General features: G+C 42.5%; 19 protein-coding genes and 2 tRNA genes. 10 read left to right on the top strand and 11 right to left on the bottom strand.

Translation table 11 applies throughout. The features are described 5' to 3' along the window. A partial coding sequence (locus tag Q0788_RS07035; protein ID WP_298809013.1) for an ImmA/IrrE family metallo-endopeptidase occupies positions 1-577 on the top strand: 577 nt, incomplete at its 5' end. 78 nt (positions 578-655) lie between these two features. Here Q0788_RS07035 and Q0788_RS07030 read toward each other — a convergent pair. The 7 genes from Q0788_RS07030 to recN form a co-directional block, all read right to left on the bottom strand. Continuing rightward, positions 656-985: a DUF3817 domain-containing protein gene (locus tag Q0788_RS07030; protein WP_298809011.1), complete on the bottom strand. Its 330-nt coding sequence runs from the start codon at positions 983-985 to the stop codon at positions 656-658. A gap of 60 nt (positions 986-1045) precedes the next feature. Beyond that, entirely contained in the window at positions 1046-1984 is a 939-nt protein-coding gene (gene xerD, locus Q0788_RS07025) for a site-specific tyrosine recombinase XerD (RefSeq protein ID WP_298809008.1), read from the bottom strand. Positions 1985-2050: 66 nt separating this feature from the next. After that, the gene (gene tusA, locus Q0788_RS07020; RefSeq protein ID WP_114701432.1) at positions 2051-2377 is read right to left on the bottom strand and encodes a sulfurtransferase TusA; all 327 of its coding nucleotides are present in this window, start codon (positions 2375-2377) and stop codon (positions 2051-2053) included. An 83-nt stretch (positions 2378-2460) separates the two neighbouring features. Then, positions 2461-2955 carry a hypothetical protein gene (locus Q0788_RS07015; RefSeq protein WP_298809005.1) on the bottom strand — a complete coding sequence of 165 codons (495 nt, stop codon included), beginning with the start codon at positions 2953-2955 and terminating at the stop codon, positions 2461-2463. Between the two features lie 86 nt (positions 2956-3041). After that, positions 3042-3617 carry a Holliday junction resolvase RuvX gene (ruvX, locus tag Q0788_RS07010; RefSeq protein WP_298809003.1) on the bottom strand — a complete coding sequence of 192 codons (576 nt, stop codon included), beginning with the start codon at positions 3615-3617 and terminating at the stop codon, positions 3042-3044. Positions 3618-3667: 50 nt separating this feature from the next. Next, entirely contained in the window at positions 3668-4231 is a 564-nt protein-coding gene (locus tag Q0788_RS07005) for a YqgE/AlgH family protein (protein WP_101204671.1), read from the bottom strand. 166 nt (positions 4232-4397) lie between these two features. Next, complete coding sequence (recN, locus tag Q0788_RS07000; protein WP_298809000.1) at positions 4398-6077, bottom strand: DNA repair protein RecN; 1680 nt, start codon at positions 6075-6077, stop codon at positions 4398-4400. A 764-nt stretch (positions 6078-6841) separates the two neighbouring features. On the opposite strand from recN, the gene Q0788_RS06995 reads away from it, so the two are divergent. Together Q0788_RS06995 and rlmB are read left to right on the top strand one after the other, a co-directional pair. After that, on the top strand, positions 6842-7177 hold the full coding sequence (locus Q0788_RS06995) for a pyrimidine/purine nucleoside phosphorylase (RefSeq protein WP_057757729.1): 336 nt from the start codon (positions 6842-6844) through the stop codon (positions 7175-7177). 223 nt (positions 7178-7400) lie between these two features. Further along, complete coding sequence (rlmB, locus tag Q0788_RS06990; protein WP_298808997.1) at positions 7401-8171, top strand: 23S rRNA (guanosine(2251)-2'-O)-methyltransferase RlmB; 771 nt, start codon at positions 7401-7403, stop codon at positions 8169-8171. Here the strand turns inward: rlmB and coaE are convergent. The 4 genes from coaE to pilB all read right to left on the bottom strand — a co-directional run bounded on the left by coaE (position 8134) and on the right by pilB (position 13005). Next, the gene (gene coaE, locus Q0788_RS06985) at positions 8134-8820 is read right to left on the bottom strand and encodes a dephospho-CoA kinase (RefSeq protein ID WP_298808995.1); all 687 of its coding nucleotides are present in this window, start codon (positions 8818-8820) and stop codon (positions 8134-8136) included. The genes rlmB and coaE overlap by 38 nt on opposite strands. A 126-nt stretch (positions 8821-8946) precedes the next feature. Further along, positions 8947-9846, bottom strand: a complete 900-nt coding sequence (locus Q0788_RS06980) for an A24 family peptidase (RefSeq protein ID WP_298809051.1) — start codon at positions 9844-9846, stop codon at positions 8947-8949. A gap of 7 nt (positions 9847-9853) precedes the next feature. Then, positions 9854-11077 carry a type II secretion system F family protein gene (locus tag Q0788_RS06975; protein ID WP_298808993.1) on the bottom strand — a complete coding sequence of 408 codons (1224 nt, stop codon included), beginning with the start codon at positions 11075-11077 and terminating at the stop codon, positions 9854-9856. 212 nt (positions 11078-11289) lie between these two features. After that, positions 11290-13005, bottom strand: coding sequence for a type IV-A pilus assembly ATPase PilB (gene pilB / locus Q0788_RS06970; RefSeq protein WP_298808990.1), 1716 nt, complete (start codon positions 13003-13005; stop codon positions 11290-11292). 383 nt (positions 13006-13388) lie between these two features. Between pilB and tpiA the strand changes: the two genes are divergently transcribed. From tpiA to infB, 7 genes are all read left to right on the top strand, one after another. Then, complete coding sequence (gene tpiA / locus Q0788_RS06965) at positions 13389-14201, top strand: triose-phosphate isomerase (protein ID WP_298808988.1); 813 nt, start codon at positions 13389-13391, stop codon at positions 14199-14201. Between the two features lie 214 nt (positions 14202-14415). Then, positions 14416-14724: a preprotein translocase subunit SecG gene (secG, locus tag Q0788_RS06960; protein ID WP_021814138.1), complete on the top strand. Its 309-nt coding sequence runs from the start codon at positions 14416-14418 to the stop codon at positions 14722-14724. Between the two features lie 141 nt (positions 14725-14865). After that, positions 14866-14949, top strand: a tRNA-Leu gene (locus Q0788_RS06955). A gap of 123 nt (positions 14950-15072) precedes the next feature. After that, positions 15073-15149, top strand: a tRNA-Met gene (locus tag Q0788_RS06950). Between the two features lie 452 nt (positions 15150-15601). Beyond that, complete coding sequence (gene rimP, locus Q0788_RS06945) at positions 15602-16102, top strand: ribosome maturation factor RimP (protein ID WP_057757748.1); 501 nt, start codon at positions 15602-15604, stop codon at positions 16100-16102. A 135-nt stretch (positions 16103-16237) separates the two neighbouring features. After that, a complete protein-coding gene (gene nusA, locus Q0788_RS06940; RefSeq protein WP_057757751.1) occupies positions 16238-17722 on the top strand; it encodes a transcription termination factor NusA in 1485 nt (494 codons plus the stop codon). Positions 17723-17870: 148 nt separating this feature from the next. Further along, positions 17871-20597: a translation initiation factor IF-2 gene (gene infB / locus Q0788_RS06935; protein WP_057757754.1), complete on the top strand. Its 2727-nt coding sequence runs from the start codon at positions 17871-17873 to the stop codon at positions 20595-20597. Positions 20598-20727 lie beyond the last annotated feature (130 nt).

Here is a 20727-nt window from a genome sequence, read left to right as displayed (position 1 = left end):
CAAGGTTGGATGGAGAATAATCTACCTAAACTATTTCATAATATGGGTTGTACTTCTTTTATTTTGGATTGACTATATAGACATTATTCCTTCTGTACATGAGAACAATCTACTTGGTAGAGTGGATTTTGAAAGCAACGAAATTTTTATATATAAGAAAGAAGTTGAAGATATAAAAAGAGACCGATTTACTCTTGCACATGAAATGTCCCATATTATATTAGGACATGGTCAGTATCTCAGTAGAGATTCACTAGAAGAAAGCGATTTAGCTAATCTAGAGGTTTTGGATAACTCTATAATTGCTAAGCTTGAATTTCAAGCAAACTATCTAGCGAGCTGTTTACTGGTTCCAAAAAATCAGCTAGCGAAAGTTTTTTCGAAAATATATTCTGAGTTAGGGTTAAAGCAGAGAGGCGTGTTCTGGATTTATCTAGATAGCCAGCCTGAAAATAAAATTGTAGCTAATAACATGATTAGTAAGCTAGCTCGACATTTTAACGTTTCAAAAAGTGTTATTAGAATTAGGTTGATAGGTTTTGGTTTGCTTCATGAGGAAAAGTTTAAGATACTTTAACCTTTCGATTTCAGATTATGCTCTACAATCTCGTTTTCGTTATCCAAGTATAAATTTGAGTCATCAGGATTTTTAATTTTATTTTCCCAAACTCTTCTTAAGTAAATAATCAAATATAAATGGCCCAAATGGTAAAAACGAGCCGAGCACACCAGCAGGTAGTGCCCACAGTGGCATTTTTATTCTGCTCGCGGTGATGATTAATACCATGACATAGGCAACGAATAATACCCCATGCACTGGACCGACATAGCTCACCGCTTCTGGAATATCGAACATATATTTGAGTGGCATCGCGATACCAAGTAACAATAGAAAGGAAGTACCTTCTAAATAACCCATGATAGTAAGGTTTCTGAGTGCAGTGTTTTGACTCTTTGATAAGGCAGATGGTTGAGCTTGCGACACGATATATTCCTTTTACAATCATCAATAATATTAGATTTCAATGCTGCCCATATGGCAAGGCTACCCACGTGGATGATGCTCGGCATGTAATTTCTGCAATCTCGCCGTTGCTACATGAGTATAGATTTGCGTGGTGGACAAATCGCTATGTCCTAGCAATAACTGCACACTACGCAAGTCTGCACCGTGATTGAGCAAATGCGTGGCAAAGGCGTGACGTAGCGTATGCGGGGATAATTCTTTATCGATACTGGCAACTTTGGCGTACTTCTTAAGTAGATACCAAAAGTTCTGCCGAGTCATATAGCCACCTTGTGCCGTCAAAAATACCGCTTGGCAATTGCCTGACTTCAAATGAGCAATCAAATCTCCACGCCCATGGGACAGGTAATCTTCCAATGCATCCGCTGCATACTCGCCGAGGGGCACCAGTCGCGTTTTATTCCCTTTCCCCGTGATTTGTAGCCAGCCTGAGTTTAGATTCACTTGCTCTAAGGAGAGGTTAATCAATTCGCTGACACGCAGACCGCAGGCATATAAAACTTCTAGCATAGCTTTATCACGGAGACCAAGCGCGGTGCTGGTATCAGGTGCGGCAAGTAGATTATCGACATCCGCCTCGGCTAAGTCTTTTGGCAGCGGACGTCCGAGCTTTGGGCTTTTGATACGCTCACAAGGATTATCTTCACGCAGATTACTGGCAATCATCCATAGATAAAACTGACGTAAGCTTGAGAGCATGCGTGCTTGGGTACGTGGGGTTTTGCCTTCTTGAGCAAGCAGTGACAGACAATGCAGCACATCATCAGGCTGCCAACGTGTCAGGGCTATAGGATTGGTCAGCTCGCAAGAGCGTAGGTCACGGATATACGCATTGCGAGTACGCGTCGCTAAACCGCGTGCCAGCATGGCTTGACGAAACTCAGTCATATAAGCTGGCTCATCATCGACCGCCAATGCTTTAGGTTGGCGCTGTTGCACGGCACGATCACGGCTCATAGGACGATACTCAGGTAGGGGTTAAGTTAGCAATGACAGACAGTTATGAATATAACATCAAACTTATCATGCCATTTTTTTCTTAACCAGATAGCGATATAGTGTCACGCTTGCAGGCGTATCGTCATCGCTATCGATGGTGATTTCATCAGGGTCAGCATCTAAGCTCACGTTTTCAGCCAATGTTTCTTGACCGATTAGCTCATGACCCAAATGACGACAGAAATTTGGAATGTCGCGCGTGGTAGCAGGATCTGTCGCCAATATCTCAATCACTTCACCGCCATCTGCTTTGCGAATGACGCGATGTAGCATCATGACGGGCTCAGGACAGATCAGCCCTTGAGTATCTAAGTGATGGTGGATAGGCGTGTCTGGTATCGAAGTGGTCATAGTCATTATCGTAACGCTAAATAAGTGAATTTGAGGATGAGTAGTTTGCTTAAGTGCTTATTGCGACGTACTTTGTAGATCGTCTACGCTTCAATACTTTCAGCCTCTTCGTCGGCATCAGGTACATCAGCTACTTCTAAAAAGTTGAAAAATCGCTTAAAACTTACTTTAAATAAAAATGCCACACCTAGCCAACAAGATAGTCCTAACCATGCAGTATCGGCAAAAATTAATCCGCCAACCAATATAAGGGTTGATACACCAATACTCATGGCAATCATCGATGGTTGATTTAAGCGATAACGATAAACGACCAACGCATCATAAATAGTAATGGGTATCGTGAGGGCTACTAAGGCATAGGGTAAGTTGTAAAATAGCTGATAAAGTAGCTGGTTATCATGGAAAGCTTTGATACTAGCAATCGTGCCAAAGACCACAAATGCAAAAATAGCCGCATAAATGAGATAAATCGCTATTTGGTTGGCACGTTGGGCGCCTTTAATACGGGCAATAGCAAGCGGAGCAAAACCATGCTGTGACTTATGTTGCGAGGGTTGGTCTGAGACAGTGGTCATAGTAATCAGTCATTTATCCGTTGAGAGGTATGATGTATCGAAGTGACATTATAGCCGCACACGTGTCTTTTACCTATTTGGCTGCTTTATTCTGCTTTGATTGCATCGATAGCGATACTGCTATTAGGATCAGCAAAATAGGTCGACATCAGAATACAAGCGGAGATATCATCGATTGGGTCGCGTTCGTTTTTAATCCAACCATTGTCCCATGCGATTTCTCTTGCTTCGATTGAAGTCAGCCGCTCATCACACAGTGATACGATCACTGGCAAATGTTGCTCCATCACTCTATGGGCCAGACGACGAGCGAATTTGTGCGCTCGTTTTGAGAGCATAGAGCTAGTGCCATCCATATTAAGCGGTAGACCAACCACGACTTGCGCCACGCCCCAGACTTTGATGATACCAATTAAGTTATCCCAATCTGGCTGACCGTTATTCATTGCCAAAATATCAAAGGCACGCGCCGTCTGTGTGATGGTATTACCGAGCGCCATCCCCATCTTTTTGACGCCGTAATCTAGCGCCAAGATAAGATGCGGCTTTACTTCTGGCTCGATAGTTTCAGCAGTGCTATTGCTATCGAGAGTATCAAATCCACTTTCAATGTCATTATCTATAGCGTCTGTGCTACTGGCTGTAAAAGTGCTATCTACCATAGTAATGGGTGTCCTTTATGTCTTTATCTAAATTTGCAGAGCGTATGATATTACGCATGACCTATGTCACTACTAAGATAGTCGAAATTGACTCCGATTTTGTCGGCTGCGATTTGCCAGCGTTCTTCAAACGGTGTATCAAATAATAAATTCAGATCGGCAGGGCAGACTAACCAGTCACCATTACTCAGCTCTTGGTCTAGCTGTTTTTTGCCCCAGCTGGCATGACCTAGACACAGCTGATAGTGACCAACACCTTGCCCTGCGGCAATACGCTTTAGAATATCTTGGCTAGTTGTGATGCAAACGTTCTCTGAAATAGCAAAAGAAGAGGCCCATTCTGGCTGACCAGTATGCAGCACAAAGCCGACCTCAGGATACATAGGGCCGCCTTCTAATGCCACATCTTCCATCACCTGCGGATTGGTCACTTCAATATCTAAATCTTCTAGCAGCTTACCTACGCGAGATTGCTCAAGCGGACGATTGACCATCAGACCTAGGGCACCGTGCTTGTCATGACGGCAAATATATATAAGTGCCTGCTCAAACCTTGGGTCTGACAGCTCTGGTGCTGCAATCAAAAAATGATGGGTCAAATTGGTTTTAGACATAGAAACAAACGCAACCTAATAATAAGGGTGAAAGACCACTATATGGTGATAATCAATAGAAAAGCAAGATTCACACCAATTGCTGCTGACGATCATATAGATTCAAATAACCATCCGTTTTGATGAAAACGAATGATTATTTAACGTTAGATAGGTCAGGTAAGCGTTATTTAACATCGGATAATAAGCTGCGGGCATGATCGCGCGTGACATCAGTGATAATGACACCACCAGACATACGCGCCAGCTCGTCTACTTGCGCACTGTCGGTCAGTATGAGTAGCTCGCTTTCGGTCTGTTCTTGATGGTGCTTTTGTACCAAGATATGTTGATGCGCTTGCGCTGCGACTTGTGCTTGGTGTGTGATGGCTAGCAATTGCTGTGTTTGCCCAAGTGAGCGTAGCAGCTCGCCAACCACTTGCGCAGTACCGCCACTGATACCGACATCGACCTCATCAAATACCAACATAGGTTTGGCGGCGTTGTTATCAGCATTGGTCGCTTGTAGTACTTGCATCACGAGCGCCATACGTGACAGTTCACCACCTGAGGCGATTTTATGTAGGGGCTGCATTGGCATACCGACATTGGCGCTGAATAATAAATCAATATCGAAACAACCTTGGGCATTGTACTGACTAGGTTCGGTTTTTTTGGTAAAGACAAATTCACAGCGAGCATTGGGTAGCGCAAGCGGTTGTAGTTGTTTGATGAGTTGCTTACTAATTATCGGGGCAGCTTTCGTACGCTCTTTATTTAACTGTGTCGCCAGAGCGAGATAGTCTTGCCAAGCCTGCTCAATTTGCGCTGCCATTGCATCACTGCTTGGCTCGTTCTCTAGCTGCTCTAATTGCGCTTCCCAACCTTTTGCCTCATTAATTAAGTCATTCGCTGGCAAGCTGTGCTTACGTGACAAACGATGTCCCAAGCTGATTAGGTTGTCTAGTGTTTGCAGGCGTTCAGGGTCAGGTAGCTGCTGTTCGGCATAATCTGATAGCAGGGCAGTCACCTCAGTAATTTGTTGCTGAGCTAGATGGAGCTGTTCAGAAGCTTGTTCAAACGTTTGACTGACGCTTACTTGGTTGTCACAGAGTTTGATCGCTTGTCCGAGCAAGGTCATGACGTCTGGCTCATCGGTATCATTATCGAGCAAATGCAGACCATGACTGGCCTCTTGCATTAAGGCTTCAATATTGGAGAGCTCTTCGTGTTCAGATTCAACTTCTGCGTAGTCTACAGCCAATAACGGCGCAATATCTGCTAATTGGCTCTGCAACAACTGAATACGATCTTGACGCTGGGCTTCGCGGCTCGCGATGTCATCTGCGCGACGTTTGAGCTGCTGATAGGATTGATGGCTACTGGCAGTTTGGATGGCTAGCGGTGTTATCTGTGCCATCTCATCAAGCCATTGCACCACAAATTGCGGCTTGAGCAATGCTTGCTGAGCATGTTGGCTATGTATATTGACTAGTAAAGCCCCTAAACTCTTTAGCTCCGCTAAGCTAACCGGTGAACCATTTAGCCATGCTTTTGAGCGGCCAGTATTGCTTAATTGTCGACGAATAAGTACTTCAGGCTCTTCTAGCGGTCGCTCATTTTTGGTAAACCACTCAGCGACGACACTGTTATTTTCTACATCGAATTGAGCGTAGATATCCGCATGCGCAGCGCCATGCCTGACCATCGCACTGTCTGCTCGCTCACCGACACATAGTGATAGTGCATCTAGCAATAACGACTTGCCAGCACCTGTTTCACCAGTGATGACATTAAAACCTTCAGCCACGCTCAGCTCATGCTGAGCAATCAACGCAAACTGATGTAAAGTTAACGATACTAGCATCAACGCCTCTCAGGACAGACAATGGACATCATATAAATCTTAGGAAGCCATCTATAAATAGGGTAAATAAGGAAGTGAAAATATCTATTTAAATTTGCTAATTAGATAAATATTGTAGGCAAATAGTATGGTGTTAAATGTGCGTAAATACAAACTTTAAGACGAGGTATAACAGAATTTATTATTGGGAGATTACCATAAAACTATCAAAAACTGACAATAAATCATCAACATAATACCTATAATATTAACCATTAGGGTCATTGGATATCTAAAGATAAGCATAGTATGCAAAGAGGTGTTTTGACTGATAATGATAAAAATATATCTAAGTTAGTGGCCTAGCATCCGCCTAGAAAAACATCAAAAGAATATTAAATGAGTGGGTGGATACTTGCTATCAAATAGAATTTTCCTAGCCGCTTTAACAAACTTTATAGATATAATGTGGTAGCATAATCTCACATAATGATAAACTCTTCTTATGAGTTTGATGCGCGATGCAACCTAATAACGAGTCATAATTTCGTAAAATTGTAGGCGTATAGTGGTGAAAATATGCCACTCAATCATTATTCAAAAGCGTTTTCATAGAACCTGTGGCTACCTTTAGCGCGCAGATATCTACTATAGAGGGATAAAGTATCTAAAGCAGGCGTGTTTGCTTACTGGTCGCGTATTTGAAGCCTAGTGCAACTCTGTCAGTACTTTAACCCGTTACTTATTTTTTAGTTTTGCCATAATTATTTGATAAGGAAGCCACTATGACAGCGGCGCAATTTACTAACGTAACAGTTAATGCCCAAGCGACAGTATCTTATGATGGTCGCTGCTCAAGCCATACCATTATGTTTGAGGATGGTCGCCATAAAACGCTAGGCGTGATCTTACCTTGTGACAACTTGGTTGAGCATTATCACTTTAGCACTAATACCTCTGAGCGTATTGAAATCACCAGTGGTGAGTGTGAAGTGAAAATTAATGGTGACGATGAATTCAGCTACTACCGTGCAGGTCAATCATTTGTCGTTGAAGGCAATAGCGGTTTTAACCTACGTACTGAAGAAATTGTTCAATATGTCTGTCATCTAGAAGGCTGATATTATTAATAGGGCGCTTGAGCTTTATTATTCTAGCGCCTGTTCTATCACACATTAGTGTTTCGAGAAAATAAACAATATCGGATTGGTATTGTTTATTTCTTTTTTGACGTTTGGTTTACTGTTCTCTCATAATCAATGAGCTATGACATTTAAAGCCGACGTTATCCTCTTTTATCCCGTCGCCTAGTGCGATATCCACTTTATATTTAGTAGGCCTATTATGGCAAAACCCATTTATTTTTACGGCATTCATGCCATTGATGCGTTACTTGAACATCGTCCTCTTGATGGCCTTAGCTTGTTTGTGCAGCAAGGGCGTGAGAGTGACAGTCATGTACAAGCTATCATAGCCGAAGCGGAAGCAAACGGCATTAGCATTCAACCAACCCAAAAAGACAAGCTAACGCAATTATGTGGCAGTCCGCAGCATCAAGGCGTGGTGCTCAATGCTCGTCCGTTAGGTTTCGCTGATGAAGGTTTGCTTGATACTATTATTGGCCGTGAACAGTGCTTATTATTGGTACTAGATCAAATTACTGATGCACATAACTTTGGCGCCTGCCTACGTACCGCAGTGGCTATGGGTGTGGATGCAGTGGTTTGTCCAAAACACCATGCAGCGAGCCTAACGCCAACAGTCGCTAAAGTATCAGTTGGCGCAGCAGAGATGATGCCGATCGTCAGCGTGACGAACTTGGCACGCACGTTATCGCAAATCAAAAATGCAGGCGTTTTTGTATTTGGTACGGCACTTAGTGAAGAGGCTAAGCCAATACATGCCGCTGACCTAACTGGCAAGACCGCTATCATTATGGGTTCAGAAGGAGAGGGTATGCGTCGCCTGACAATGGAGAGCTGTGATGAGTTGGTTTATATTCCAATGTCAGGAAACGAGCATGGTAATCTACAGAGCCTAAACGTGAGTGTTGCTACTGGCATGGCGTTGTACGAGGTTAATCGTCAGCGAACTTTAGCTGCTGGGCAAGCGTAAGGTACTCTTGGTGCAAGGGTTCTAACTGTAGATATAGAGAGGCAAGGTCGCTCTCATTGAGTATGACATTGTCTGCATGACGGTTACGCTCTTCACGACTAAGCTGATTGGTCATAATGGCTTTAATCTTTTGTATGCTTTGATCATCACGCTGACTGGCACGCGCAAGCTGCGTATCTTCGGTCGCATCCATGACTAAAATACGTTGACATAAATTGGCCAGTCCTGCTTCTGCCGCCTCTATAAGTAGGGGCGCAGACAAGATTATATACGGTGAAGTACTAGCATCTAGCTGTGCTTTTGCTGTCTCACGTATCGCTGGGTGAGTGATAGCCTCAAGCTCAATCAGCGCTTCAGGATTTGCAAATACGTGTGTGCGTACTGCCGCCCTATCCATGACACCATCATCCGTCAATATCCAATCACCAAATTTTTTCTGAATTTTCTGCAGAGTGGCGCTACCTTTAGCGACAATCTCATGGGCGATCACGTCTGCATCAATAATATCGATGCCTTGCTCAGCAAACCAAGCACTAGCGGCAGATTTGCCACTACCGATACCACCCGTCAAACCAACCACAAGCTTCTTGCTTTTTGGTTGCGTGGCTTGTGGCTGGTGTGAATAAGAATGCGATGTATTTTTTGACATAATAATGGCTTATCTGACAGATAGAACAATGAATGCGGCTTTAAACTCACAATCGGCCTTTTGAGGCTTTATTTATGAGTCACTGCCGGAAATTTACTACAATAATCTAATGTACGCTGTCAGTTATTAGACATACATACCGAGATACCAGCTGACGATATCTGAGCCATATAATAAGGCAACGATACCTGCAATAGCGATATAAGGCCCGAAAGCAAAAGGTCGGCTTTCACCCTGTTTTTTCATCAAGATCAGCCCAACGATAGAGCCGAGTAAAGATGATAGTAGAATAATCAAAGGTAACATCATAGGTCCGAGCCAAGCACCTAATACTGCTAGTAATTTAAAATCCCCTTGACCCATTCCATGTTTTTTAGTTATTAAGTAAAATACCTTGACTACTATCCATAGCGATAAAAACCCAAGTAGTAATCCCCATATCGACTGTGTTGGTGTGACAAACCAACTTTGTGAGTTTACCGCCAATCCTAAGCCTGCTAAAGGAAAAGTTAGACGATCAGGTAGTAGCTGTGTGTCAAAGTCGATACCTGTTAGAGCAACCAGTGTCCATACTAAAACCAATGCGGACAAGCCTGTAGCATTTACCCCAAACTTATATATTACTAATACGGACAGGAGGGCAGTGACTAGCTCAACGAGAGGATAACGTAGACCGATAGCGGCTTTGCAATTTGAACAGCGTCCGCGTAGTAATAGCCAACTTATTAAAGGGATGTTTTCATACCACTTAATTTTATGTGCGCAATGAGGGCAGCGTGAAGCAGGGCGACTTAGGGTGATCGGTTGGTCAGTAGCGACAATATTTGCTATAGGTAGCGTATGCTCGCGTGGTATATCTGCCTGTTCAGACATAAACTGGCTACACTCTTGTCTCCAACCATACACCATCATCAGCGGTATGCGATGAATCACAACATTTAAAAAACTGCCAACACAAAGACCTAATAGGCCAAATACGAATAAAGCTAGGGTAATGTTCTCTTGTAGTAACTGTATAAATTGCATCAAATAATTATCCTACTACTGAGCCCATTTGGAAGATTGGCAAGTACATTGCGATGACTAGGCCACCAACTAATACACCTAATACTGCCATAATTAACGGTTCCATTAAGCTGGTCAATCCATCAACAGCGTTATCAACTTCGTTTTCGTAGTAGACGGCTACTTTATCTAGCATTTCTTCTAAGCTACCAGACTCTTCGCCAATACCAACCATTTGAATAACTAGGCTCGGGAATAGGTTGGTCGAGCGTATGGAAAACTGTAATTGCTGGCCAGTAGATACGTCATTTTTGATCTGTTGAGTTGCATTGTAAAATACAACATTGTTAGTCGCCCCAGCAGTAGAGTCTAGTGCATCAATAAGTGGTACACCAGCGGCAAAAGTCGTAGATAGCGTACGAGAAAAACGTGCAATAATCGCTTGATAGGCAATGTTGCCAAATATCGGAGCTTTTAGCGTAGCCCGATCTAAAAAGTCACGGAATTTTTTAGATCTTTTTTTAGCTTCTGAAAAGCCGATGATTGTACCGCCGATAACAATAATCAAGATGAACCACCATGCCTGCATCCATTCGGACATGCCAACAACCATTTGAGTAAAGGCGGGTAGTTCTGCACCAAATGAACTAAATAAGTCAGAGAATACAGGTACTACTTTTATCAGTAGAATCATAGTAACAATGATAGCAACCACGATAACGGCAATAGGATACTTCATCGCCTTTTTGATTTTTGCTTTTAGAAGCTCACTCTTTTCCTTGTAAGTAGCTACTCGTTCAAGCATCGTCTCAAGTGCACCTGATTGTTCACCAGATTCGACGAGGGAGCAGAATAAATCGTCAAAATAGCGCGGATGTTTACGCAGTGCAGAAGCAAAGGTACCACCTGCCTCAATATCTGCTTTAATTTGCAGTACTAAGTCTTTCATACTTGGATTATCAAGGGAGTCGGCGACGATTTCAAAAGACTGGGTTAATGGTACGCCCGCTTTCATCATTGTTGCTAATTGCCGAGCAAAAATAGCAATATCAATGGCTTTAATAGCTTTTTTGAAGGTATAAAGTGGTTTTGGTTTTTTCTTAATCCCTTTAACCGTGATACCTTGTTTACGTAGGGTCGCTTTTGCCAGTTCTAAACTACGACTGGTAGTTTCGCCCTTAACTTTCTGTCCGCGTCGATTCACACCGTCGTAAACAAAATCTAACAACATATCGGTCTTAGCTTTTGCCATGTTACTGCCCTCAAAATGGTCCAATATATATTGTAAATTTACAATAGAATACCAGACTTAAGATACTAGTCAGGCATACTTTATTTTAGCGTAAAAAACCAGTGTATATCTGTTTTATTTTTAAAAGTATCTGATAAAGAACATTGCTGGTTTATGAATCAGTTACCAACTAATAGTTGGAGTACTAAGACTTATAATATGAATTTTATTTATTATTCAGAAGTCACCCGCATCATTTCTTGAATACTTGTGACTCCTTGCAACACTTTTAAAATCCCAGAACGACGCAAATCGCGAAAACCATTTTTAATGGCAGCGTCTTTGATATCTATTGCGTTACCATCTTCCATAATAATGCGTGAAATATCAGGGCTCACTTTCATCACCTCATAGATACCTACACGGCCTTTATAACCTTCACGGCATTCATTACAGCCGACTGGTTCATAAATGACATTATCAGTGTTATCTAGATCAGTATCAGTAAAACCAATCTCTAATAAGCTCTGACGCGGTATGCTAATAGGTTTTTTACAGTTCTTACAGAGACGTCGTGCCAATCGTTGGGCAATAACTAGGTTGACTGATGTGGCAATGTTAAAAGAGGCAACACCCATGTTACGTAGACGCGTTAATGTTTCAGGTGCCGAGTTAGTATGCAAGGTAGAAAGAACCATATGACCTGTCTGCGCTGCCTTAATAGCGATCTCAGCAGTCTCAAGGTCACGAATCTCACCGACCATGACAATATCAGGATCTTGACGTAAAAAAGACTTGAGCGCATTGGCAAACGTTAGACCAACTTTGGCGTTAACGTTGACTTGGTTGATTCCTTCAAGGTTAATTTCGACTGGATCTTCAGCCGTTGAAATATTGGTTGCGCCAGTATTTAAGATGTTGATACCAGTGTAAAGGGAGACCGTCTTACCAGAACCAGTAGGACCAGTGATAAGCAACATGCCTTGCGGTTTGTGTAACGCCTCTAGAAACATTTCCTGCTGATCTGGTTCATACCCCAATGCATCAATACCTAACATGGCTGAGGATGGGTCAAGGATACGCAAAACAAGCTTTTCACCGAATAACGTCGGTAATGAGTTTACCCGAAAATCAATCGCTTTATTCTTAGAAATTTTTAGTTTAATACGCCCATCTTGCGGTACCCGGCGCTCTGAGATGTCCATCTGAGACATGACTTTTAAGCGTGCTGCAATTTTATTTGCAAGTTGAACCGGTGGGTTAGCCATTTTTTGCATGACGCCATCGACACGAAATCGTACCCTAAAAGACTTTTCGTATGGCTCGAAATGTAAATCAGAAGCACCCATACGGATAGCATCGACTAGCATTTTATTGACGAATTTTACGACAGGTGCTTCATCAACGCCGTCGTTCAGCTTAGTTTCGTCATTCTCTTTATCTTCGTCACCGTCTTCAAAGCCAACATTTAAATCACTGTCAGAGAAGCTATCAAAGCTCTGCATCGTATCTGCGTATGCGCTTTCGATACGCTTTTTGAGCTTATTTTCTTCGACAACAATGGTTTCTATCGACAGTCGAGAATTAAAGGCAATTGCATCAATAGCATCAACGCGTGTGGGATCACTTAGTGCGACAAATAGACGTTGTCCTCGTTTAAAGAGTGGTAAGGCATTAAACTTGCGAACGATTTTTTCATCAACCAAGTCTTTTGGAATAACATCAACATTTAATGCATCAAGATCGAATAGAGGGTCGCCGAAAGCTTGGGATAGCATTTGGGCAAGTTGATAAGCATCGGCCAATTTGTTGTCTACTAGATAGGGTACCAATCCTATTTGCTGCTGTTGCGATTCAATTTGTGCCGTCTTCATATTCGCTTCACTAACGACACCGTCGCTAATCAGTTGCTGCGCTAGACCGCCGTACTTACTGGTTGCGATAGACATTATAACCTCTCCTTTGATACAAAATATTCTGTAGACTTGCTTGGTATTGCACGCTATATACTTGTTGTTTCTAGTTGATAACTCGCTATAACTGTCTTGCTTTGTTTATCTTATCTACCTGCATATCTATATATAGAACCAACAACAATATTGATTTTATAAACTCTGTAGTATAGAACTTTACTTTAGTTTGAAAAAATTATATATACCATTAGACGACTAGCTCGTAAAAATAACGGTCTATTGATGTATTGTCTGTAGATAAGTTTGCAGAAGTGATTCTGCTCATGGTGGCACGCTACTATAGCACTTACGAATTATTTGTTATACTGACGCGCATATTAGCCGAATTGGCATGAATACATGAGACAAGGTAAATAAGTATGCAAGCTTGGGTAATTGGCAATTGGAAACAGAATCCTGCGACTAACAGTGCTGTCAATGCACTATTGGACGACTTATTGACTAAAGTTAATACTGAAGAACAAGCCAACTCGCAGGCGTCAAAAAACCGCTGTAAATTAATGGTAGCGCCCAGTTGTGTTCATTTAAATACAGTGAGCACGCGTTTAGCAGATAGCTCAATACTCTGTGCATCGCAAGACGTTAGTACTTATAGTGCAAGTACAGGAGCCTATACTGGTGACTGTTCAGCACAGCAGGTAGCAGATGCAGGTGCTACTTGGACGCTACTTGGTCACTCTGAGCGTCGCCAATATCACAAAGAGTCTCATGATTGCCTGATAAGCAAATTGTCTCACGCGTTTTCCCAGAACTTAGGCGTAGTGTTTTGCATCGGCGAAACACAAGAACAGTATGATAATGGTCAAACACTCGATGTTATCAATGAGCAACTCTCGGTTATTAAGGACTTACTGACTCAGCAGCCAGATTTAGCATCATCGTTATCTAAAAAGCTGCTCATCGCTTACGAACCTGTATGGGCGATTGGTACAGGTAAAGTGCCTACTGTAGCAGAAGTGAGTAAGACTCATCAGTACATCAAGCAGACGGTTGCAAGCTTTGCTGATATAACAGATACGATTACCGTGCTGTATGGCGGTAGTGTTAATGCTGATAATGCCAATAGTTTTGCTTCTGACGCTATGATTGATGGCGCATTAGTAGGCGGTGCTTCATTAAAAGCAGAGAGCTTTCTAGCGATTGCCGATGCATTTAACCAAGCCAATGCTTAAATGAATAAATAACGCTCAGATATCAAGATCATAGCTGATAGAGAGTATGGTTTTATCGGTTAGTAAAAGTAGGTTTAACACTGCCCTTGCAATCGTGTACAATGCGCCTTATTTATATAGTCGATTTGGCATTTGATTATGCCGATTGTCATTCTATTAACCTTACGTTTTATTTTCCGTTATTAGTCGTCATTACGCGGCAAAAGAGGCCACCATGTTTACGTTTATATTAGCCCTGCATATTATTGTGGCCATTGCCATGATCGGCTTGATTCTGATACAGCATGGTAAAGGGGCAGACGCTGGAGCTTCTTTTGGTGCCGGTTCGTCAGGTACAGTATTTGGCGCAGCAGGAACTGCTAACTTCTTGACGCGTGCTACGGCAGTATTAACGGTCATATTTTTTATTACTAGTATGACACTTGCTGTTCATGCGCGTAAGCAAGCAGAAGATCAGTTTCGTCTAGATGCGCCAGTTTCAGCACCGCAAACGCCACGTCCATTGACTCAAAATCCTGAGTAAGCCTCTTTTAAGTAGGCAGCGCTTGCTATTTTGGTAGGTTAGATTTACAATGCTTTCCTGTTTTCGCAACTCCTGTTCTATAGGTGCCTACCTTAAGCATCATTGATTATAGATTGGATGATAGAGACAGAGCAGTACAATGCGATTGTGGTGGAATGGTAGACACGCCATCTTGAGGGGGTGGTGGCGAAAGCTGTGGGGGTTCAAGTCCCCCCAATCGCACCAAGTTTTACAGACGCAGCATAGCGTCAGGTTGGATTTTCAGCAGATAATACTTATTTTATAATTAATTTAAAAAAAGTATTGACACTTCTATTAAACCTCCCTATAATATGCGTTCTAGATTGATGCGGGGTGGAGCAGTCTGGTAGCTCGTCGGGCTCATAACCCGAAGGTCGTTGGTTCAAATCCAGCCCCCGCTACCACTTTTTATACTGATGTTTTGTATACTAAATTTGTCAGTACCGATTAGCCCACCATTATGTTTGTGGGTTTTTTTGTATCTGAAGGTCAGTGTTATCGCGGTATCTATCCTACTTATGCTAAGCTCTAAGTCTATAGAGTACGATATTACTCGTCACTGGTCATCATCGGCCGCTACCGGCACGATGCTTCTTAAGCAACACTATCTTTTATTCCACATACTTTTATCGATAGTAGTGCTTTATAAATAATAAAAGCATTGTTTGGCCGAGCTTGATGTTTTTTACGCTCGTCCTTATATAAATGCACAATATGTATCATATATTTGTGATTTAAAATTATATACTGACCGTAATTCTTATCATCATAAGATTGTTATATATAGATAAGAGTTCATTTTTAATACGGTTTACTAAGTACGATAGATAAGTGAATAGGAAAATACAAAGAGATTATGAAGCTTTCGACTAAAGTTGCAGAACTGACTAATATTATTGCCCCTGCCGTGGCCGCTTGTGATGTGTCATTATGGGGTATCGAGTTTGCGCCACAAGGTCGTCGCTCTTTACTACGTATCTATATTGAGGCATTGCCAGAAGAGCAAGCCCAAGATAAACAAGTAACGATTGAAGACTGCGCGGCAGTAAACCACCAAGTAAGCGGTATCTTAGAAGTTCATGATCCTATCGCTGGTGAGTACATCTTAGAAGTATCTTCACCTGGTTTTGATCGTGCGTTTTTCTCAGATGAGCAAATGCATGCGTATGTTGGTCAAACTGTGAGCTTGCGTCTGATTCAAGCTATCGGTACAGGCGATCAAAAACGTCGTAAAGCCACAGGTACTTTAGATAGTATTGATGAAAACTCTTTAAAACTGACGTCAAGTGATGGCGAGCAGTTTGAGATTGCATTAAGTAATATTGATAAAGCCAATTTGATTTATGAAGATGCCTAGATTTTTACTAGGGTAACTGTTTATAAATAGACAGTTTTATCTTCCAATAGCTTATGTGGCTTATAGCAACTCTATAATAGCAGCACCCAAATTATAAAATTTAAGTCAATTAAAAAATGATAGGACAGGTATAGCATGAGTCGTGAAATCTTAACGGTAGTAGAAACTGTCAGTAATGAAAAGGGCTTAAATCCTGAAGATATCTTTGAAGCAATTGAAGACGCTTTAGTGGTATCGACTAAGAAGAAAGTATATACCGAGCAGCCTGAAGTGGCTGTACGGGTAGCGATCGACCGTGCAACTGGCGATTACGATACTTATCGTTACTGGACAGTGGTTGCAGATGAAGACCATGAAATGCCAGCTTGTCAGCTTGCTATCACAGATCTTGATCAAGAAGAATGGTCAATTGGTGATATTAAAGAAGAGCAAATTGAATCAATCGAATTTGGTCGTATTGCTGCTACTCAAGCCAAACAGGTCATCATCCAAAAGATTCGTGAAGCTGAGCGTGCACTAGTTGCAGATGCTTTCGAGCCGCGTGTTGGTGAGATGATGTATGGCGAAGTCAAAAAACAGACTCGTGATGGCTATATCATAGATTTGGGTGACAATGCCGAAGGTTACTTGTCACGTGATCAGATGTTGCCACGCGAACAACTCCGTGCAAAATCGCGTATTAACGCTATTTTGTACCATGTGAACCGTGAAAACCGCGGTGCACAGTTATTGTTATCTCGCACGCATCCTGAAATGCTATCAGCATTGATGCAAAAAGAAGTGCCTGAGATTGCAGAACAAATTATCGAAATTCGTAACGTCGCTCGTCTGCCAGGTACTCGTGCTAAAATAGCCGTGAAGACTAACGATCATCGTATTGATCCAGTTGGTGCTTGTATTGGTATGCGTGGTACACGTATCCAAGCAGTACAGCAAGAGCTAGACGGTGAGCGTATTGATGTGGTGGTATGGTCAGATGATCCTGCCCAGTTCATCATTAGCTCTCTAGAGCCTGCTGACGTAAGCAGTATCATTTTAGATGAAGATACTCAAACAGCAGATATTATCTTTAGCACCAATGATCAATTGGCGCGTGCTATTGGCTCACAAGGTCAAAACGTACGTCTAGCGTCTGAATTGACGGGCTATAAGCTTAATATGATGCTCGAAGAAGAGTATCAGCAACGTCAACAAAACGAATCGAAAGCGTTTATTGAATTATTCTATGAGCGCCTAGAAGTAGATAAAGATTTAGCACAGGCATTGGTTGATATTGGTTTTACCAGTATCGAAGAGGTGGCCTATGTACCAGTTGAGACTTTCTATGATATCGAAGGTCTAGACGATGAAGCGATTGATATGATTCAAGAGCGTGCTAAAGAAGTTGTCATCGCTGATGAACTGGTCAAACAACAGAACATGAAAGAGCCAAGTCAAGAGCTTCAAGAGCTTGAAGGTATGACAGTCAGTTGGGCTTATAAAATGGCGCAAAAAGACATCATTACTGTTGATGACTTGGCAGAACAAGCCGTCTTCGATCTAGAAGATATCGAAGGATTAGACTCTGAAACTGCAGGAAAACTCATCATGAAAGCTCGGGAATCTTGGTTCGATGAATAAGCGGTAACTGCATATCGCTGTCTTTTGGTGATATGCTATTGAGAATAAAGCGCTGATATCTATTTATAAGTATCAGCCTTAACCCAATCATTTGTAGCCAACAACTGAATTGAACATATAGCAAATAATAGACAGTAGGTGATAATAAATGGCAGATAAGACCGTCAAAGAACTGGCAGAAATGGTAGGCAAAACTACAGATGCTGTAAAGCAGCAATTAGTAGATGCTGGCCTGCCTGCTCGCGCAGAGGATGACCTAGTCACCGAGCTTGAGCAAGAAAAGCTGGTGACGTATTTAAAGCAAAGTCATGGTCAACAAGAAAAGCGTCGTATTAGTCTTAAATCTAAGACGACCAGTACTGCACGTGTGACCGGCTCTTCTGGTAAATCTAAGAGCGTCAACGTAGAAGTGCGTAAAAAGAAAGTATTCGAAAAGCCTGATCCAGAAAAAATGGCTGAAGAGCTAGCCGCTCGTGAGCAGGCTCTGATTGAGTCTCAAGAACGTGCAGCAAAAGAAGCTGAAGAACGCGCCGCTACTAAGAAAAAAGCGGAAGAGCGTCAAGCAGCAACGCTAGCAGCGATGCGTGCAAGCTTAGGCTCTAGCAAAAAATCAGACGACAAAAACGATGATATTTCTACATCAGTTGTTGTCAAAAAGGGCGGTAAAGCAACTGCTGAAGTTAAGCCTAAAGAGCAGCCGAAGAAGAAAGTTGCTGCAACTAAGCCTAAAGTTGAAACCGCTGCTGAACGTAAAGCTCGCGAGACTCGTGAGAAAGAAGAAGCGCGTCTGCGTGAAATCGAATTAGAAACCCGCCGTACACAAGCTGAAGAAGCGCAAAAGCGTACACTTGAGCAAATGCGTAAAATGGCTGGTAAATATACAGACCGTGAGCCTGTTACTGAAGTACGTAAAGATGAGCCATTGGCTGAAGGTTTGGTCGGTGATGCACTAGAAGAGTCTTTCGAAAAAGAGCGTCGCGAAATCAAACGCGGTTCGAACAGTACTGGTACTCGTGGTCGTCGTCGTAAAAACCAAGATGAGCGCGAAATCAAAAACCGCAAAAACGGTTTGCGTTCAACTCAGGCATCACAGCATAAGTTTGAAAAACCTGTCGAAAAAATCGTCTATGATGTCGAGATTAGTGAGCAAATTTCAGTTGCCGATCTTGCGCAGCGCATGGCAGTTAAAGCTCGCGAAGTAACCAAATTACTTATGAAAATGGGTGAAATGGCTCGTGAGTCAGATACGATTGATCAAGCAACCGCAAGCTTGCTTGTTGAAGAAATGGGCCACAACCCAGTACCAGTTAGTGATACTAAAGTTGAAGATGACTTACAGTACGCAGTTGATGAGCGTAGTAGTAACATCCAGACTCGTCCACCAGTAGTGACTATCATGGGTCACGTCGATCATGGTAAGACCTCACTACTAGATAAAATTCGTGAAACGAAAGTTGCGAATGGCGAAGCGGGCGGCATTACACAGCATATCGGTGCTTATCATGTAAAAACTGATCGCGGTGTTATTACTTTCCTTGATACTCCAGGTCACGCAGCGTTTAGCGCAATGCGTTCACGTGGTGCTCAAGCGACTGATATCGTTGTATTGGTGGTTGCAGCTGATGATGGCATGATGCCACAAACAGCAGAAGCCATTGATCATGCACGTGCAGCTGGTACGCCGATTATTGTTGCTATCAACAAAATGGATAAGCCAGGTGCTGATCCTGACCGTGTTCTTAATGAATTAACGACGAAAGAAGTTGTTTCAGAAGAATGGGGCGGCGATACACCAATGGCTCGTATCTCAGCCAAAACAGGCGAAGGTATCGAAGACCTACTAGAATTCATTAGCTTACAAGCTGAGCTAATGGAATTAGAAGCGCCACTAGACGGTGCTGCTCAGGGTGTGGTTATTGAGTCAAGACTTGAAAAAGGTCGTGGCCCTGTCGTTAGCGTCCTAGTGAAAAAAGGTACATTGAAACAAGGCGACTTGGTTCTAGCTGGTGAGCATTATGGTAAAGTTCGCGCATTGACCGACGAGCATGGCCAACGTATTAAATCAGCTGGTCCTTCTATCCCTGTAGAGATTTTAGGTTTGCCTGAGACACCTGCTGCTGGTAGTGAGTTCCTAGTTGTAACGGATGAGAAAAAAGCTCGTGAAGTTGCGGACTTCAGAACTAACCGTGAGCGTGAGCGTCAACTTGAGCGTCAAAATGCCATGCGTTTAGAAAGCATGTTTGATCAGATGGGCCAAGGCGATGTGTCATTCTTGAATATCGTACTAAAAACAGACGTACGTGGTTCACTTGAAGCACTACTAGCTGCCCTAAATGAATTGTCTACTGATGAAGTAAAAGTCAGAGTGATTAGTTCAGGCGTTGGTCCTATCTCTGAGTCTGACGTAACCCTTGCAGAATCTAGTGAAGCGGTATTATTAGGCTTCAACGTTCGTGCAGATGCTACCGCACGCCGTAAAGCAGACACTGCTAACATGGATATTCGCTACTATAGCGTAATCTATGGTTTGATCGATGATGTTAAATCAGCAATGAGCGGTATGCTTGCTCCTGAACATCGTGAGAAAATCCTTGGTGTCGCAGACGTTCGCGAAGTATTCCGCTCTAGTAAGTTCGGTGCTGCTGCTGGTTGTATGGTGGTCGAAGGTACAATCTATCGCAACAAACCTATCCGCGTATTGCGTGATGACCAAGTTATCTTTACTGGTCAATTGCAATCATTGCGTCGTTATAAAGAAGACGTTAATGAAGTACGTACTGGTATGGAATGTGGTTTGGCCGTTCGTGGCTATGATGTTGAAGCTGGCGATAAGATCGAAGTCTTTGAAATCCAAGAGTTCGCACGTACTATCTAAAGCTGTTGTTCGATAGCAGAGTATGTATCAATGCAATATGCGTAACCCGCTGAGCTGTTTAGATACTTTGCTAATATTCAGCTGTACTTAGGCCTAACAGGTACATCCTGCTAGGCCTTTTTTAGCACAT

The sequence above is a fragment of the uncultured Psychrobacter sp. genome, from assembly GCF_947500265.1.
GTDB lineage: Bacteria > Pseudomonadota > Gammaproteobacteria > Pseudomonadales > Moraxellaceae > Psychrobacter.
The sequence above is the reverse complement of the archived record's forward strand: the minus strand, read 5'-3'. Positions and strand labels throughout refer to the sequence as shown.

Excerpts from the sequence above, each read along its gene's own strand:
- xerD (WP_298809008.1), bottom strand. The coding sequence starts at position 1,984 with ATGAGCCGTGATCGTGCCGTGCAACAGCGCCAACCTAAAGCATTGGCG.
- tusA (WP_114701432.1), bottom strand. The coding sequence starts at position 2,377 with ATGACCACTTCGATACCAGACACGCCTATCCACCATCACTTAGATACT.
- Q0788_RS07015 (WP_298809005.1), bottom strand. The coding sequence starts at position 2,955 with ATGACCACTGTCTCAGACCAACCCTCGCAACATAAGTCACAGCATGGT.
- ruvX (WP_298809003.1), bottom strand. The coding sequence starts at position 3,617 with ATGGTAGATAGCACTTTTACAGCCAGTAGCACAGACGCTATAGATAAT.
- Q0788_RS07005 (WP_101204671.1), bottom strand. The coding sequence starts at position 4,231 with ATGTCTAAAACCAATTTGACCCATCATTTTTTGATTGCAGCACCAGAG.
- recN (WP_298809000.1), bottom strand. The coding sequence starts at position 6,077 with ATGCTAGTATCGTTAACTTTACATCAGTTTGCGTTGATTGCTCAGCAT.
- Q0788_RS06995 (WP_057757729.1), top strand. The coding sequence starts at position 6,842 with ATGACAGCGGCGCAATTTACTAACGTAACAGTTAATGCCCAAGCGACA.
- rlmB (WP_298808997.1), top strand. The coding sequence starts at position 7,401 with ATGGCAAAACCCATTTATTTTTACGGCATTCATGCCATTGATGCGTTA.
- coaE (WP_298808995.1), bottom strand. The coding sequence starts at position 8,820 with ATGTCAAAAAATACATCGCATTCTTATTCACACCAGCCACAAGCCACG.
- Q0788_RS06980 (WP_298809051.1), bottom strand. The coding sequence starts at position 9,846 with ATGCAATTTATACAGTTACTACAAGAGAACATTACCCTAGCTTTATTC.
- Q0788_RS06975 (WP_298808993.1), bottom strand. The coding sequence starts at position 11,077 with ATGGCAAAAGCTAAGACCGATATGTTGTTAGATTTTGTTTACGACGGT.
- pilB (WP_298808990.1), bottom strand. The coding sequence starts at position 13,005 with ATGTCTATCGCAACCAGTAAGTACGGCGGTCTAGCGCAGCAACTGATT.
- tpiA (WP_298808988.1), top strand. The coding sequence starts at position 13,389 with ATGCAAGCTTGGGTAATTGGCAATTGGAAACAGAATCCTGCGACTAAC.
- secG (WP_021814138.1), top strand. The coding sequence starts at position 14,416 with ATGTTTACGTTTATATTAGCCCTGCATATTATTGTGGCCATTGCCATG.
- rimP (WP_057757748.1), top strand. The coding sequence starts at position 15,602 with ATGAAGCTTTCGACTAAAGTTGCAGAACTGACTAATATTATTGCCCCT.
- nusA (WP_057757751.1), top strand. The coding sequence starts at position 16,238 with ATGAGTCGTGAAATCTTAACGGTAGTAGAAACTGTCAGTAATGAAAAG.
- infB (WP_057757754.1), top strand. The coding sequence starts at position 17,871 with ATGGCAGATAAGACCGTCAAAGAACTGGCAGAAATGGTAGGCAAAACT.